14 protein-coding genes are annotated in these 15,719 nt (G+C 64.1%); 2 read left to right on the forward strand and 12 right to left on the reverse strand.

Annotated features, from left to right (window positions below):
• Positions 1-14: 14 nt before the first annotated feature.
• The 8 genes from frr to ACE103_RS22550 all read right to left on the reverse strand — a co-directional run bounded on the left by frr (position 15) and on the right by ACE103_RS22550 (position 9,498).
• Positions 15-578, reverse strand: coding sequence for a ribosome recycling factor (frr, locus tag ACE103_RS22515; RefSeq protein ID WP_375774946.1), 564 nt, complete (start codon positions 576-578; stop codon positions 15-17).
• A gap of 73 nt (positions 579-651) precedes the next feature.
• Positions 652-1,368, reverse strand: a complete 717-nt coding sequence (gene pyrH / locus ACE103_RS22520; protein ID WP_029080798.1) for a UMP kinase — start codon at positions 1,366-1,368, stop codon at positions 652-654.
• Positions 1,369-1,438: 70 nt separating this feature from the next.
• On the reverse strand, positions 1,439-2,362 hold the full coding sequence (gene tsf / locus ACE103_RS22525) for a translation elongation factor Ts (protein WP_375774947.1): 924 nt from the start codon (positions 2,360-2,362) through the stop codon (positions 1,439-1,441).
• A gap of 127 nt (positions 2,363-2,489) precedes the next feature.
• On the reverse strand, positions 2,490-3,482 hold the full coding sequence (locus ACE103_RS22530) for a 30S ribosomal protein S2 (RefSeq protein WP_223967275.1): 993 nt from the start codon (positions 3,480-3,482) through the stop codon (positions 2,490-2,492).
• A gap of 262 nt (positions 3,483-3,744) precedes the next feature.
• Positions 3,745-4,272: a DUF2846 domain-containing protein gene (locus tag ACE103_RS22535; protein ID WP_375774948.1), complete on the reverse strand. Its 528-nt coding sequence runs from the start codon at positions 4,270-4,272 to the stop codon at positions 3,745-3,747.
• 110 nt (positions 4,273-4,382) lie between these two features.
• A complete protein-coding gene (dnaE, locus tag ACE103_RS22540) occupies positions 4,383-7,907 on the reverse strand; it encodes a DNA polymerase III subunit alpha (RefSeq protein WP_375774949.1) in 3,525 nt (1,174 codons plus the stop codon).
• A 595-nt stretch (positions 7,908-8,502) separates the two neighbouring features.
• Positions 8,503-8,706 (reverse strand): hypothetical protein, encoded by a 204-nt coding sequence (locus ACE103_RS22545; RefSeq protein WP_223967272.1) that lies wholly within the window; start codon positions 8,704-8,706, stop codon positions 8,503-8,505.
• A gap of 57 nt (positions 8,707-8,763) precedes the next feature.
• Positions 8,764-9,498, reverse strand: a complete 735-nt coding sequence (locus ACE103_RS22550) for an outer membrane protein (RefSeq protein WP_223967271.1) — start codon at positions 9,496-9,498, stop codon at positions 8,764-8,766.
• Positions 9,499-9,793: 295 nt separating this feature from the next.
• Between ACE103_RS22550 and ACE103_RS22555 the strand changes: the two genes are divergently transcribed.
• Positions 9,794-10,090: a DUF3551 domain-containing protein gene (locus tag ACE103_RS22555; RefSeq protein WP_223967270.1), complete on the forward strand. Its 297-nt coding sequence runs from the start codon at positions 9,794-9,796 to the stop codon at positions 10,088-10,090.
• Positions 10,091-10,207: 117 nt separating this feature from the next.
• A complete protein-coding gene (locus ACE103_RS22560) occupies positions 10,208-10,489 on the forward strand; it encodes a DUF3551 domain-containing protein (RefSeq protein WP_375774950.1) in 282 nt (93 codons plus the stop codon).
• Positions 10,490-10,596: 107 nt separating this feature from the next.
• Here the strand turns inward: ACE103_RS22560 and ACE103_RS22565 are convergent, their stop codons facing one another.
• The 4 genes from ACE103_RS22565 to ACE103_RS22580 form a co-directional block, all read right to left on the reverse strand.
• Positions 10,597-11,295: an ABC transporter ATP-binding protein gene (locus ACE103_RS22565; protein WP_092114618.1), complete on the reverse strand. Its 699-nt coding sequence runs from the start codon at positions 11,293-11,295 to the stop codon at positions 10,597-10,599.
• An 8-nt stretch (positions 11,296-11,303) separates the two neighbouring features.
• A complete protein-coding gene (locus ACE103_RS22570; RefSeq protein WP_021079195.1) occupies positions 11,304-12,584 on the reverse strand; it encodes a lipoprotein-releasing ABC transporter permease subunit in 1,281 nt (426 codons plus the stop codon).
• Between the two features lie 72 nt (positions 12,585-12,656).
• A complete protein-coding gene (proS, locus tag ACE103_RS22575) occupies positions 12,657-13,976 on the reverse strand; it encodes a proline--tRNA ligase (protein ID WP_375774951.1) in 1,320 nt (439 codons plus the stop codon).
• Positions 13,977-14,140: 164 nt separating this feature from the next.
• Positions 14,141-15,718, reverse strand: coding sequence for a copper resistance CopC/CopD family protein (locus ACE103_RS22580; protein ID WP_375774952.1), 1,578 nt, complete (start codon positions 15,716-15,718; stop codon positions 14,141-14,143).
• Position 15,719 lies beyond the last annotated feature (1 nt).

The raw sequence follows: 15,719 nt of genomic DNA on the forward strand, positions 1-15,719 counted from the left end.
TTCCCGTAGCGCCTTCAGACCGTCAGGATTTCCTTTTCCTTGGCGGCAAGCAGCTGATCGACTTCGGCGATCACGCCGTCGGTCGCCTTCTGCACCTCGTTCGACAGGCGCTCCTGATCGTCTTCGGAGATCTCGTGATTCTTCTCGAGCTTCTTGATCACGTCGAGGCCGTCGCGGCGCACGTGGCGTACCGCTACCTTGGCAGCTTCCGCGTATTTGTGCGCGACCTTGACCAGTTCCTTGCGGCGCTCCTCGTTGAGTTCGGGAATCCGCAAGCGCAACACCTGGCCTTCGGTTGCCGGCGAAAGGCCGAGATTGGAGTCGATGATCGCCTTCTCCACGGCCTTCACCATCGACTTGTCCCAGACCTGCACCGAGAGCAGGCGCGGCTCGGGCACGCTGATGGTCGCAACCTGGTTGAGCGGCATATGCGAGCCGTAAGCCTCGACCTGGACCGGCTCCAGCATGGAGGCAGCGGCGCGGCCGGTACGCAGACCGCCGAGCTCGTGCTTGAGCGATTGTGTAGCGCCCTGCATGCGGCGCTTCACGTCGTTGATGTCAAAACCAGCTGCGGCCATGACGCTTCTCCCTTTACTAGAAACCGGCTGTCGACGCCCTCGGGTCCAAAGTCTGGACCCGGAGGCGCGGCAATCAGCCGGCGACGACCGTGCCGTGTCCGGTACCGCGCAGAATCGCACCGATCGAACCGGGCTCCGCGATCGAGAACACGATGATAGGCAGCGACGTCTCGCGGGCAAGTGCGAAAGCGGTCGCGTCCATGACCTTGTAACCGCCCTCGATTGCCTGCGAATGGGTCAGGCGGTCGAAGCGCTTGGCTTTGGGGTCCTTCTTCGGATCGGCGCTGTAGACGCCGTCGACATTGGTGGCTTTCAGCACCGCCTGCGCGCCGATCTCGGCCGCGCGCAGCACGGCGGTGGTATCGGTGGTGAAGAACGGGTTGCCGGTTCCGCCGCCGAGCAGGACGATGCGTCCCTCGGCGAGATATTTGTGCGTCGCACTACGGGTGAACAGCTCGGAAATCTCCGGCATCACGAATGCCGACAAGGTCCGCGCCGGGCTCCCCTTGCGCTCGATCGCCGCCTCGAGCGCGAGGCAGTTCATCATGGTGGCAAGCATCCCCATGGTGTCGCCGGTCGGCCGGGACACGCCGCGCGAGGACACCTCGACGCCGCGGACGATGTTGCCGCCGCCGATCACGACGGCGACCTCGATGCCGAGCTTGCGGGCCGCGATCAGGTCGTCGGCGACACGGTCGACGGTCGGTTGATCGATACCGAACCCGTGGGAGCCGGCCAGATATTCGCCGGACAGCTTGATCACCACGCGACGATAGATCGGCTCAGCCATGATGCGATCGCTTTCTTATCCCGCGCAGGCAGGCCTCCGGCGCGTGCGCCGGACGCCTTGGTGTCAGCGGTTACTTCTTGCCGCTGGCGGCCGCGACTTCGGCGGCGAAGTCGCTTTCCTGCTTCTCGATTCCCTCACCGAGAGCATAGTTCACAAAGCCAGCGATTTTGATCGGCCCGCCAACCTTACCCTCAGCTTCCTTCACCGCCTGGGCAACGGACTTGCCGCTGTCGTGGATAAAGGCCTGATCGAGCAGGCAGACCTCCTTGTAGTAGGTCTTCAGGCCGGAATCGACGATCTTCTCGATGACGTTCTCCGGCTTGCCCTGCTGGCGGTACTTGTCGGCCAGCACGTCCTTCTCGCGCTTGACGGTCTCCGGATCGAGCCCGGCCGGGTCGAGCGCCAGCGGCTTTGCCGCCGCGACGTGCATGGCGAGCTGGCGGCCGAGCACGGCGAGCTCGTCGGTCTTGCCAGTGGACTCCAGCGCCACGATCACGCCGATCTTGCCGGCGCCTTCGACGACGGCGTTGTGGACGTACCTCGACACCACGCCCTTGCTCACCTCGAGCGAAGCAGCGCGGCGCAGCGACATGTTCTCGCCGATGGTGGCGATCGCGTCCGAGATCGCCCGCTCCACCGTGAAGTCGCCAACCTTGGCGGCTTTGATGACCTCGACGTCGGAGCCGTGCTTCAGCGCGACCTGCGCAATCATCTTGACCAGGCCCTGGAACTGCTCGTTGCGCGCAACGAAGTCGGTCTCGGAATTGACCTCGACCAGCACACCCTTGGTGCCGGAGGTCAGCGCGCCGATCAGGCCCTCGGCAGCGACGCGGCCAGCCTTCTTGGCGGCCTTGGAGAGGCCCTTCTTGCGCAGCCAATCCTGCGCGGCGGTCATGTCGCCGTCGGTCTCGGTCAGCGCCGCCTTGCAATCCATCATGCCCGCGCCGGTCGACTCGCGGAGTTCCTTGACCATCGCTGCTGAGATCGTTGCCATCGTTCAATGTCCTTCTTGCCTGTACAGAAACCGCGGCGCCCGATGGCGCCGCTGTCAGCGACAGGGAAATCGTTGTTCGTGGAATTGAAGCGGCGGCCGGGCGAGACCCGGCCACGCCGCGTAACTTTTATTCCGCTTCGGCGAGCGTCTTGGCCTGGGCAACCCAAGCGTCGGCACGGCTCGGCAGACCAACTTCTTCGCCGATCTTGTGCGCGGTGTCGTGGTCGAGCTCGGCGAGCTGCCAGTAGTGGAAGATACCGAGGTCGTTGAGCTTCTTCTCGATCGTACCGGACACGCCGGTAAGCTTCTTGAGGTTGTCGGCGGTGCCGCGCGGACCAGCGAGGCCCTGGAAGCCGGACGGCGCAGCCGCCGGGAGCTCTTCCTGCACGGGCGCAGCCGACGCGCCGATATCGATTCCGGAATCGCCCTGGGCGCGCGAGATGCCGTCGATGGCGGCGCGCGCCACGAGATCGCAATACAGCGAGATCGCGCGGCCGGCGTCGTCATTGCCCGGCACCACATAGGTGATGCCCTTGGGGTCCGAATTGGTGTCGACGATCGCAGCGACCGGGATGTTGAGCCGCTGGGCTTCCTGGATCGCGATGTCTTCCTTGTTGGTATCGATCACGAAGATCATGTCGGGAAGACCGCCCATGTCCTTGATGCCGCCGAGCGAGCGGTCGAGCTTGTCGCGCTCGCGCTGCAGGGTCAGGCGCTCCTTCTTGGTGTAGGAGCTGGCGTCGCCCGACGACAGCACGTCGTCGAGATGGCGCAGGCGCTTGATCGAGGCCGAGATCGTCTTCCAGTTGGTCAGCGTGCCGCCGAGCCAGCGCGAGTTGACGAAGTACTGGGCCGAACGCTTGGCCGCATCGGCAACGCCGTCCTGGGCCGAGCGCTTAGTGCCGACGAAGAGGATACGGCCGCCCTTGGCGACGGTATCGCTGACCGCCTGCAGAGCACGGTGCAGCATCGGCACGGTCTGCGCGAGGTCGATGATGTGGATGTTGTTGCGGGCGCCGAAGATGTAATCCTGCATCTTCGGGTTCCAGCGGTGGGACTGATGGCCAAAGTGAACGCCGGCTTCCAAAAGCTGACGCATGTTGAATTCGGGCAGCGACATAGATCTAATTCTCCGGTTGGTTCCTCCGGAAACGTGTGAGCAAACGAGCCTGAATGGCCCGGTTGCCACCGGACGGCCTTTGAGAGCCATGTTTCCGTGTGAGATGGCGCGCTATATAGCGCGATTTGCGCCAGAAGCAAGGAAATACGGCCGGTTACGCCGGCCGGATGGGCTCTTTGAGCCCCGGAACTGGCCCGTTTTGGCCAAAACTGGTCCGATGTGGCCGACAAGAGCCCCCGTCAGGAGCCCGGCCGGACGCCCCCTATTGCGCCAATTGCAGGTCCGCCAGCGTCGTGCGCGCGGTCGCCTCGTCCAGTACAACGAAATCGCCCGGCCCGGGATTGCCGGCGGTCGAAGTCGCGGCCGATGCAACGACGGCACCGACCAGACCTCCCACCATCGTCACGCCGGTGACGGCATCATGCCGCTCGCTCGATTTCACCAGAAAGAAATAGGTGCGGCCCGGCTCGGTCGTGAAATTGTGCGTGGTCTCGCCGGGAAACATCACCTCGCTGGCGACCAACTGGTGCCGGCCGGCGGACCGATCGGCGAATGCATAAGTGCCGATGGCGACCTCGCCGATCGGCTCGCCATCGAGCTTCACGTCGCAGGCACAGATCGCCATGCTCAGTCCCTTGCGCTTTTCCTGCAGCACGACGACGCGGGAATGCCCCGGCTTCGGCGGCCCGAACTTCTGCGAGACCGCCGCATAGTTGGTGCCGACACCATCGCTCACGCAGCCCGACACCATCAACACACCGGCCAGCAAGGCCGCGTAACGTCCAAACATCCCGCCCCCGAAATTCCCAGCAGGCGCGGCCATAGAAAGAAGCACGGTGTGGTTGCAATAGTGCTTAAGCCAAAGCCATTGGTTTTCCGCAGCGTCGCCGGGATCGTCGTCTAAAGCGTCTGCACGTCGACCACGCCCGTGACCGCCTTGATCGCGCCGGCGATCTGCGGCGAGACCTTGTAGCGGCCGGGCAGCTTCATTTCGACCTCAGTCTCGAGATCCAGCATCATCACCAGCGAGACGTCGCCGTCGGCAGCACCTGCCGGCGCTGCCGACGGTGCGGGCTTGACCGCCGGTGGCCTTGCGGCGCCACCCGGGGCGGGCGCGGCGTCCGGCATGTTGAGCCGGCGCGCGATCGACTCCAGCGGCTTGGTGTCGCGCACGAAGATTCGCAGGCCCTTTTGCGTCTTCGCCGCGGCGTGATCGAGCGGCTCGGCGTGCAGCACCCGCGCTCGCACGTCCTCGCCCTGCAGCTCGGCGCCGAGCTGCAACAGCACGGCCGCCCCAGGCTCCAGCACATCGCGGTACTGCGCGAGGCCCTCGGAGAACAACACCGCCTCGAAATGGCCGGTCGGATCCGACAGCCCCATGATGCCCATCTTGTTGCCGGTCTTGGTGCGCCGCTCCATCCGCGACACCACGGTTGCCGCGACCTTGCCGGCCGTGGCGCCGGTCTTCACCGCACGCGAGAATTCCGCCCAGGATTGCACGCGCAGCCGCTTCAGCGCGGTCGCATAGTCGTCGAGCGGATGACCCGACAGGAAGAAGCCGATCGCATCATATTCGCGCCGCAGCCGGTCCGCGGGCAGCCATGGCTCGACCTGCGGCAGCATGATGCTCGGCGCATCCGGAGCGCTGCCGAACATGTCGTTCTGGCCTGAGGTTGCCGCCTCGTGGCTGCGCTGGCAGGCGGCCAGTATCGCATCGGCGCCGGCGAACACGCGGGCCCGGTTCGGGTCCAGCGTGTCGAACGCGCCGGCCGCCGCAAGGCTTTCGATGATCCGCTTGTTGACGGCGCGCGGGCTCACCCTTGCTGCGAAATCGGCGAGCGAGGTGAAGGCGCCCTTCTTGTTGCGCTCCTCGATGATCTGCTCGACCGCCTGGATGCCGACACCCTTCAGCGCGGCGAGCGCGTAGTAGATCGTGTTGCCGCTGACCTCGAAGGTCGGGCCGGAGCGATTGATGTTGGGCGCTTCGACCTTGATGCCGAGGCGCTGCGCCTCGGAGCGGAATTCGGAGAGCTTGTCGGTATTGTTGAGTTCGAGCGTCATCGACGCCGCGAGGAACTCGACCGGATAATGCGCCTTCATATAGGCGGTGTGGTACGACACCAGCGCATAGGCCGCCGCGTGGCTCTTGTTGAAGCCGTAATCGGCGAACTTGGCGAGCAGCTCGAAGATCGTCTCCGCCTGCCCCTTCCCAACGCCGTTCTTCATCGCGCCGGCGACGAAGATGTCGCGCTGCTTGTCCATCTCGGCGCGGATCTTCTTGCCCATCGCGCGGCGCAGCAGGTCGGCCTGGCCGAGCGAATAGCCCGCCATCTGCTGCGCGATCTGCATCACCTGCTCCTGGTAGATGATGACGCCGAAGGTCTCCTTCAGGATCGGCTCAAGGATCGGATGCAGATATTCCGACTCCTCATCGCCGTGCTTGCGCGCGCAATAGGTCGGGATGTTCGCCATCGGGCCCGGGCGATACAGCGCGACCAGCGCGATGATGTCCTCGAAGCGGTCGGGCCGCATGTCGATCAGCGCGCGCCGCATGCCCTGGCTTTCCACCTGGAACACGCCGACGACGTCGCCCCGGGCCAGCATCTGGTAACTCGGCGCATCGTCGATCGGCAGTGTCGCGAGGTCGACGTCAACGTTACGCTGCTTGAGCAGCTTGACCGCGACATCGAGCACCGTCAGCGTCTTGAGGCCGAGGAAGTCGAACTTCACGAGGCCCGCCGGCTCGACCCATTTCATGTTGAACTGGGTGACCGGCATGTCGGATTTCGGATCGCGGTACATCGGCACCAGCTCGCTCAGCGGCCGATCACCGATCACGATACCTGCGGCGTGGGTCGAGGCGTGGCGCGTCAGACCCTCGAGGCGCTGCGCGATGTCGAACGCGCGCGCCACCACCGGATCCTCGTCGCGGAACGCCTGCAGCTTGGGCTCGCCTTCGATCGCCTGCGCCAGCGTCACCGGAGCCGCGGGATTCTGCGGCACCAGCTTGGTCAGCTTGTCGACCTGCCCGTACGGCATCTGCAGCACGCGCCCGACGTCGCGCAGCACGCCGCGCGCCTGCAGCGTACCGAAGGTGATGATCTGCGCCACCTGGTCGCGACCGTAGCGCTCCTGCACGTATTGGATCACCTCGCCGCGGCGGTCCTGGCAGAAGTCGATGTCGAAGTCCGGCATCGAGACGCGCTCGGGATTGAGGAAGCGTTCGAACAGCAATGCGAAGCGCATCGGATCGAGGTCGGTGATGGTGAGCACCCAGGCGACCAGTGAGCCCGCGCCCGAGCCGCGGCCTGGTCCGACCGGAATGCCCTGCGCCTTCGCCCATTTGATGAAGTCCGAGACGATCAGGAAGTAGCCCGCGTATTTCATGCGGGTGATGACGTCGAGCTCGAAGGCAAGCCGCTTGGCGTAGTCCTCCTCGGTCATGCCCGGCGAGAGACCGTGCACCCGCAGGCGGTTGGCGAGGCCCTCTTCGGCCTGGCGCTTCAGCTCGGCGGCTTCGTCGGCGGCGGCGTCGGAGCTCGCCGCGGCACCGACGGTGAAGAACGGCAGGATCGGCTTGCGGGTCTTCGGGCGGAACGAGCAGCGCTCGGCGATCTCCACCGTCGAGGCCAGCGCCTCCGGAATATCGGCGAACAGCACCGCCATCTCCGCACGGGTCTTGAAGCGGTGATCGGGGGTCAATTGCTCGCGGTTGGTCTCGGCGATCAGGTGGCCGCCGGCGATGCACAGCAGCGCATCATGCGATTCGTAGTCGTCACTGGTGGCGAAATACGGCTCGTTGGTCGCGACTAGCGGCAGGCCCTTGCTGTAGGCGAGATCGATCAGGCCGCCCTCAGTGCGGCGCTCCTTATCGATGCCGTGGCGTTGCAATTCGACGTAGAGACGATCGCCGAACAGGCTCGCCAGACGTTCGCAGCGGGTCGCGGCCAGCGCCGCCTGCTCGGCACGCAGCGCCAGCGCGATCGGCCCGTCGGGCCCGCCGGTCAGAGCGATCAAATCCTCGGCGGCGTCGGTGAGCCAGTCGAGCTTGATGTGCGGCGTCTGGTTCACCGGCGTCTCCAGGAACGCCCGCGAGTTCAGCCGCATCAGGTTCTGGTACCCGCGCTCGCGGGCCGCCAGCAGCACGATTCGCGTCGGCCCGGTCGTCGCCAGGATGCTCCGCGTATTGGGGTCGACGTCGCCAAAATCCACCGCAACTTCGCAGCCGACGATCGGCTGGATGCCGTAGCCGGCCATCTTGTCGGAGAATTCCAGCGCCCCGAACATGTTGTCGGTGTCGGTGAGCGCCAGCGCCGGCTGGCGGTCAGCCTTGGCGAGCTCGCCGAGCTTGGCGATCTTGATCGAGCCCTTCAGCAGCGAATAGGCGGAATGGACGTGGAGATGAACGAATCCGGCATTCGGCATGGCTGCTTACGGGATCTCTTGAAGTCAGGGATGGCGCGAGTGCCAAAGCCGGAACTCGAACGCTTCAGACCCGACTCGCATCCCCATCGTGGGGCTTGGGCCCTGCCAAGTCCACGCCGAACCCGGCGTGGCGGCAGGTCGTCCTGCTTTTCCCCAGAAGCAAGCTATGCCCCTGCCCCGCGGGCGCATTTTCAGAACTGAGTGATCAGCTGGGCCCAAACCGCGATCATCCCGACGAACAGCGTGATCGATGCCAGCGCTGCAGCTTCCTGCACGAAGATCTTCAACATGGCCGCTCTCCCTGAACTGGAACGTATGCAGAACATTGTTCCTTTTTTGTTCTTGGAGTCAAGCGAGGGTAGTGGGTCAGTTTGAAAACTGCCCCCGAAAGAAAATCCCTTGGTTAATCGTGGCGGGAGCTGGCAGCGCCATTGGTTCTATTCTCCAGCCCTGCGACTTCGCGCGCGCTCATTCCAGAGCTTCATCCCCGCTCTTTGCCCTCTTCCTCCGGCGTAGGATCGCTGTCAGGCGCCTCGCCCGTAGCGATATCAATGATCCGCGTGGCGAACTGGTTGGGCCTCTGGGCCGCTTAGGGTCATTTGTGCGATTTTTTATGCGCCACGATGGTCTGGACGACGTCATCGTCATCAGCATCGAAGGCCAGGTAACCAATGACCATCCATCCGGCGCACAAGCCGAAAATGACCAAGGCCGCCTTTAGCCACTGTCCCATGGGAACAAATATGCCCCCATTTTTCGTCCCCGCCCACTTGCCACAATGGGTAATCCGCCAGGCCAACAAAAAACCCCGGGCCGAAGCCCGGGGTTTTCGATGCCGCTTGGATTAAGCGAGCGATCAGTAACGCGCGATCATCGGGCCACCGAACTTGTAGTTCAGACGGCCGAGGACCATGTCGGTGTCGCCACCGGTGTGGAAGCCGGCCACGGCAACGCCAGCCGGGGTCACGAAGGTCGCACCGTGCGTGTCTTCGAAGATGTGGTTGTATTCGATGCCGAGCGACCAGCCCTGCGAGAAGGCGAACTCGAGGCCAACGCCGACCGTCGGGCTCCAACGGGTGTCGTAACCGGTCGAGGAAGCCAGCGCGCCGCCGGGAGCCAGGAACTGGTAGTTGCGATCGGTGACCGCAGCACCGCCCTTGGCGTACAGCAGGACGTTGTTCCAGGCGTAGCCGATCTGACCGGTGAACAGGCCGAACGCATCGGTCTTCGAGCGGACGGTGCCGCCCGGGACGAGCAGGTTGCCGGTGCTGCCGGAGAAGTCAGCCCAGTTGCCCTGAGCTTCCAGACCCCAGACCCAGCCGCCGGTCTGCCAGCGGTAGCCAACCTGGCCACCGACGGTGCCGCCGTTGGCATCGTAGCTGCCAGCCTGGCCGATGCCGTCGACCGAACGGTTGTCGTGGCTCTGGCCCCAACCACCGTTGATACCGATGTAGAAGCCGGTCCAATCATAAACAGCGGCAACCATGGGCGGCGGAGCCTTCGTGTAAGGGCGAGCCGCGAGGTCAGCCGCAGAGGCAGCGGTCGCGCTGAGCGCGAGCAGGCTGGCGGTGACAAGCAAAATCTTTTTCATTTTCCCGTTCCAACTTTTTCTACAGGCCCCCAAGGCCGCGAGACACCGTCATAGCAGCCCCCGTCGGAATTGCTGTAACTTCGCTGCAACAGGCAGGCCCAAACGACTTCGCTCAAATTTGAAGTTAATACTGCGTTACAAGCACTTCTTGGAACTTTTGCCACATAGCTGCCGCACAATTTTCACAATTCAAAACTGCGTGGGCAAGCTGCCCGCAAGATCGTGTTGACCGGAACCGGCTTGTCCGATTTGGATCGTCGCCGAGATCGAATCCTCGCAGCGATAAGGAATGCACATGCGGACGATGATTCTTGCTGCTACGGCGTCTGTGGTCGCGCTCGCTACGCTTGGTACTACGCCCTCCTATGCCGTCGGCGTGCGCTACCCGTTCTGCATCCAGGGCGACCGCTATCCCGGCCTGAGCAACTGTTCCTATCCGTCCTATGAAGCGTGCCTCGCGACCGCCTCGGGCATCGGACAGAACTGCATCGCCAACCCCTATTATGCCGGCGACAACGACCCGCGCTCCTATCTGCACGCCTCACCGCGCGACCGCCGTGAGGGCAATTTCTTCGACCTTTTCATTCACTGACGCCCGGTCCGGCGTCGTCGCCGCAGGAATGTGAGTTGATCGCCCCCGCACGCGGGCGCCTATTTGCATGGACATTCAGCGCTCGCGTTGCCGGCGCCAGATCGATTGGAGCTTCCGATGCAAAACCTGATTCTGGCACTGTTTCCGGCGCTCTTGGTGCTGGGTACGATCGCAAGCACGCCAGCCAATGCCCAGAAATACGATTCGACCTCGCCGGTCTGCAAGACGAACTACCGGTGGGGCGGCGAGGACACCGACTGCGGCTACACGTCGCTGGAGCAGTGCCGCGCCTCAGCGTCCGGCCTCGCCGCGATGTGCATCAACAATCCGTATTATGCCGGGCCGCCGATCGATCGTCGGCCGAGCCAGTCCGGCAGACGGCCTCGGCCCGCCTATTGAGGGCTCAAGCCCCTTCCATTCCGACTGAAGCAGGGCGGAAAAAACCCTAGATTCCTGTGCTTAGCGTGTGTTCTTCACACGAACTGCGACCCGCTTCGCGCGAAACGCTATTCGAGTTCGACGACCTGTCCGTTCGACAGCGACACCCGGCGATCCATCCGCGCAGCGAGATCCATGTTGTGGGTCGCGATCAGCATCGCTACCCGGGTCGCCTTCACGAGCTGCATCAGCGCGTTGAAGACGTGATCGGCTGTCCCCGGATCCAGATTCCCGGTCGGCTCGTCCGCAAACAGCACCCGCGGTGCGTTCGCAACCGCGCGCGCGATCGCCACGCGTTGCTGTTCGCCACCCGAGAGTTCGGCGGGACGATGGGTGATGCGGTCGCCAAGCCCGAGATAGGCGAGAATCTCAGTCGCGCGTTTCACGGTCTCGGAGCGCTTGAGGCCACGAATCATCTGCGGCAGCATGACGTTCTCGAGCGCCGAGAACTCCGGCAGCAGCCGGTGCGACTGATAGACGAAGCCGATATCGGAGCGGCGAATCTGCGTGCGGTCGATGTCGGACATCTGCGAGGTCGGCGTGCCCGCGACATAGACCTCACCCTCATCGGGACTCTCCAGCAGGCCCGCGATGTGCAGCAGCGTCGACTTGCCGGATCCCGACGGCGCCACCAGCGCGACCGATTGACCGGGCCACAGCGCGAGCTTGGCGCCGTTCAGGATCGTCAGCGTCGCTTCGCCCTGCCTGTATTCCCGCTTGATATCATGAAGATAGACAACCGGTACGTCTTCCGCCCCCTCTGCCATGTGCGCCCCTATTCGTACCGGAGCGCTTCGACCGGATCGAGGCGCGCGGCGCGCCACGACGGGTAGAGCGTCGCCAGGAAGGACAGCGTCAGCGCCATGATCACGACGGCAAGCGTCTCGCCGAAATCGACCTCAGCCGGCAGCTTGGAAAGGAAATACAGCTCCGGCGAGAACAGCTCGGTGTTGGTGAGCCATGACAGGAACTGCCTGATCGATTCGATGTTCAGGCAGATCAGCATGCCGACCGCAAACCCGGTCAGCGTTCCGACCACGCCGATCGAGGCGCCGGTGATCAGGAAAATCCGCATGATCGATCCTTGCGAGGCGCCCATGGTGCGCAGGATCGCAATGTCCTGGCCCTTGTCCTTCACCAGCATGATCAGTCCCGAGACGATGTTGAGCGCCGCGACCAGCACGATCATGGTCAGGATCAGGAACATCACGTTGCGTTCGACCTGCAGCGCGTTGAAGAAGGTCGAATTGCGCTGCCGCCAGTCGACCAGAAAGACCGGCCGCCCGGCCGCCTCCGTCACCAGCTTGCGGTAGGTGTCGATCTTGTCCGGATTGGTGGTGAACACCTCGATCGAGGACACGTCGTTGTTGCGGTTGAAATAGGCCTGCGCCTCGGCCAGCGGCATGAACACGAAGGTCGAATCGTATTCCGACATGCCGATCTCGAACACCGCCGTGATCTTGTAGGGCTTGATGCGCGGCGTGGTGCCCATCGGCGTCACCGCGCCCTTCGGCGAGACCAGCGTGATCATGTCGCCGGCATGCAGCGAGAGCTGGTCGGCAAGCCGGCGGCCGATCGCAACCCCCTGCCCCTCGTCAAAACCCTCGAGCGTGCCCTGCTTGATGTTCTTGGCGATCGAGGTGAGGTTGTTGAGATCGTCGGCGCGAATACCGCGGATGAAGACGCCGGCCGCGTTGAACGGCGATGATCCGAGCCCCTGTCCGTCCACGACGGGCGCGGCGAGACGGATGCCCTGCACCTGGCTGATACGATCGGCGACGTCCTTCCAGTCGGTCAGCGGCGATTCCAGCGGCTGCACCAGAAGGTGGCCGTTGAGGCCGAGGATCTTGTCGAGCAGTTCCTTGCGGAAGCCGTTCATGACGGCCATCACCACGATCAGCGTCGCAACGCCGAGCATGATGCCGAGGAAGGAAAAGCCGGCGATGACCGAGATGAACCCTTCCTTGCGGCGTGCGCGCAGATAGCGTCCGGACAGCAGCCATTCGAATGGCGCAAACGGCGGGGTACGGACTGGCTCGCTCATGGTCTCATCCATCTCTCGATAATCCCATGATTCGGGTCAAATGTGGCCGGATTACCCCGCCGATAGATACGGCGTGAATAAACTTTAACCCGCGAGCTTCGCGACCACGTCCGCGGGGCTCATGTTCTCTCGTGAACCGTCGCTGCGGCGCTTCACTTCGACCTTGCCCTCCGCGAGCCCCTTGGGTCCGACGAGAATCTGCCAGGGGATACCGATCAGATCGGCGGCGGCGAACTTGGCACCGGCGCGCTGATCGGTGTCGTCGTAGAGCACGTCGACACCCTTCGCCGAGAGCTCGCGATAGAGCTGCTCGCAGGCACCGTCGACCGCGGTATCGCCCTGCTTGAGGTTGAGGATCGCAGCGCGGAACGGCGCGACCGCCTCGGGCCACTTGATGCCGGCGTCATCGTGACAGGCCTCGATGATGGCACCGACCAGGCGCGACACACCGACACCGTAGGAGCCGCCGTGGATCGGCACGTCGACGCCATCGGGGCCCGCCACCATCGCCTTCATGGTGTCGGAATATTTGGTGCCGAAATAGAAGATCTGGCCGACCTCGATGCCGCGGGTGTTGAGCCGCTTTGCTTCAGGCACTTCCTGCTCGAAGCGTGCAGCCTCGTGAACGTCCTCCGTCGCAGCATAGACCGAGGTCCACTGCTTGATGATCGGCGTGAGATCGCCGTCATAATCGACGTCCTCGCCCGGCACCGGCAGGTCCAGCACATCGCGGTTGATGAACACGCCGGACTCGCCGGTTTCCGCCAGCACGATGAATTCGTGGCTCAGATCGCCGCCGATCGGACCGGTCTCGGCCCGCATCGGGATCGCCTTCAGGCCCATCCGCGCAAAGGTGCGCAAATAGGCCACGAACATCTTGTTGTAGGAGCGCCGTGCACCGGCCTCGTCGAGGTCGAACGAATAGGCGTCCTTCATCAGGAATTCGCGGCCACGCATCACGCCGAAGCGCGGACGCTGCTCGTCGCGGAACTTCCACTGGATGTGGTAGAGGTTGAGCGGCAGGTTCTTGTAGGACTTGACGTAGGAGCGGAAGATCTCGGTGATCATCTCCTCGTTGGTCGGTCCGTACAGCAACTCGCGCTTGTGACGATCGAGGATGCGCAGCATCTCCGGACCATAGGCGTCGTAGCGGCCGCTTTCACGCCAGAGATCGGCAAGCTGCAGCGTAGGCATCAGCAGCTCGAGTGCGCCGGCACGGTTCTGCTCCTCGCGAACGATCTGCTCGATCTTCTTCAGCACCCGGAAGCCGAGCGGCAGCCAGGCATAGATGCCGGCGGCCTCTTGCCGCATCATGCCCGCGCGCAGCATCAGCCGATGCGAGACGATCTCCGCCTCTTTCGGGTTTTCTTTCAGGATGGGCAGGAAAAACCGCGACAATCGCATGGCGTTACTCGGGAATCAGGAAAGCGTGGGAAGCGCAGCAGTGAAACCGGATCGGCTGTGAAAACACAAGGCCGCCAAATGACAAAAGCCCTTCAAATCAGGCGATTTTCCGCCATTTCGGCGATTTGCGTCCCACCGGCGTGCCCGGCGCGCTGGTCGTGCGTTTACCTGACCTCGAAATCGTCTTCCAGCGTCACTTTCCTGAAATCGGTCACAAGGGCGTCGATCTGCATGTGCCAGCGGCCCGGGACCGGCAACGGCACCTTCTTGACGTGCCAATAGCCGTCGGGACCGAGCGCTGCGCTGCGTTCCAACGGCTCGATGCCGCGATCCGGCAGGCTCAGCGTCAGCGTCGCCTCCTTGGCCGCGAACGGGCTGGCATCGCCGTTCATCAGCTGCAGCACGAAATCGTTCTGCCCGACCCTGCCCGGCGCGATCAACACCTGGAACATCGCGGCATCGGTGTGGATATGGACCGCGAGCGGGACGTCGTCCGACATCGCCAGCACGCGCGGCGGCGGCGTGAAGCGCCACGGCGCGACGAGGCCGAGGATCGCGATCATCAGTACGAACTCGAGCGCGATCGAGCGCTGCAGCGGCCGCGTGCGGTAAAATTCGCGCGCGATGGCCGGCGTGAACACCAGCCGGTTCAGCGCAGCGAGCGTGAGCAACAGCGACACCAGCACAAGTTTCGCGAGGAGGACGTTGCCGTACCCGGTGTCGATCAGCGCGCCAAAGCTTTCGAGCTGAACGACGGCAAGTGCGAGGCCCGACAGAGCGATCAACGCAACAACCGGCATCGCGAGCGTCGAAAAGCGCCGGAGCACCCGCAGCAGCGAATCCTTGCGCTGCCAGGCCAGCACGGCGAGCGGCCCGAGCGCCCCCATCCAGAAGGCGAGGCCAACACCATGGATGAACAGCGCGGTCCGCGTCAGCCATTGCGGAGAAGCGGTGGCGGCATGGCCGCTGACCGAAAGCGACAGCCCGACGCAGATCATTGCGACCGCGGTGCTGATCCAGGCCGCGCCGAACGACGGACTGCACCAGGCGATCGCCGCGATCAACATCGCGACAATCGCGAGCAGCAGCGCGGGAAACAAACTGGTGCCGGCAGCACTGGCCCATGCCGCCCATGTCAAGATGCCCGTGATCGGCAGGTTCAGCAGGTCGACACCCTGCAAGCCAAGCGAGGCGATCGCGCCAATGAGGCCGAGCGCCAGCGACCACATGATCAGCCGTCCACCCGCTGCTCCCTGCCCGATCCAGGCGGCAAAGAACACACCACCGACGCCGGCAAACAGTCCGAGATAGAGCCCGAGCCGTGCCAGCCAGATCAGCGCATGCAGCACGCCGTCGCCAGTTGGCGCCGCCGAGCCGGTGACGACGCCGATCGAGAACAACAACGAGCCCGCAACCGGATGGCCGTCCTGCGACACCACGCGATAGCTGACCACCTGTGTACCCTGAGGCAAGTCCGCCGGCAGGGTCACCATGACAGATTGATCGACGGTGCGGATCCTGACGTCGCGCGGCTTGCCCGCAGCGTCGAGCAGGCTGACCGCGGTCGGCGCCACCGCTTCGTTGAAGCGGAGCACCACCATCTTCGGTGCCTCCGTCACCACGCTGCCGTCCGCCGGCTCAGCGGCGATCAGGACGGCATGCGCGTCGGCCGAGGTCGCAAGACACAGCGCCACGAACAACGCGGCAAGACTTGCAACGACAAGACTTGCGACCGTCCGCACG

It is taken from the genome of Bradyrhizobium sp. ma5 (assembly GCF_042258955.1).
Taxonomy (GTDB): Bacteria; Pseudomonadota; Alphaproteobacteria; order Rhizobiales; family Xanthobacteraceae; genus Bradyrhizobium.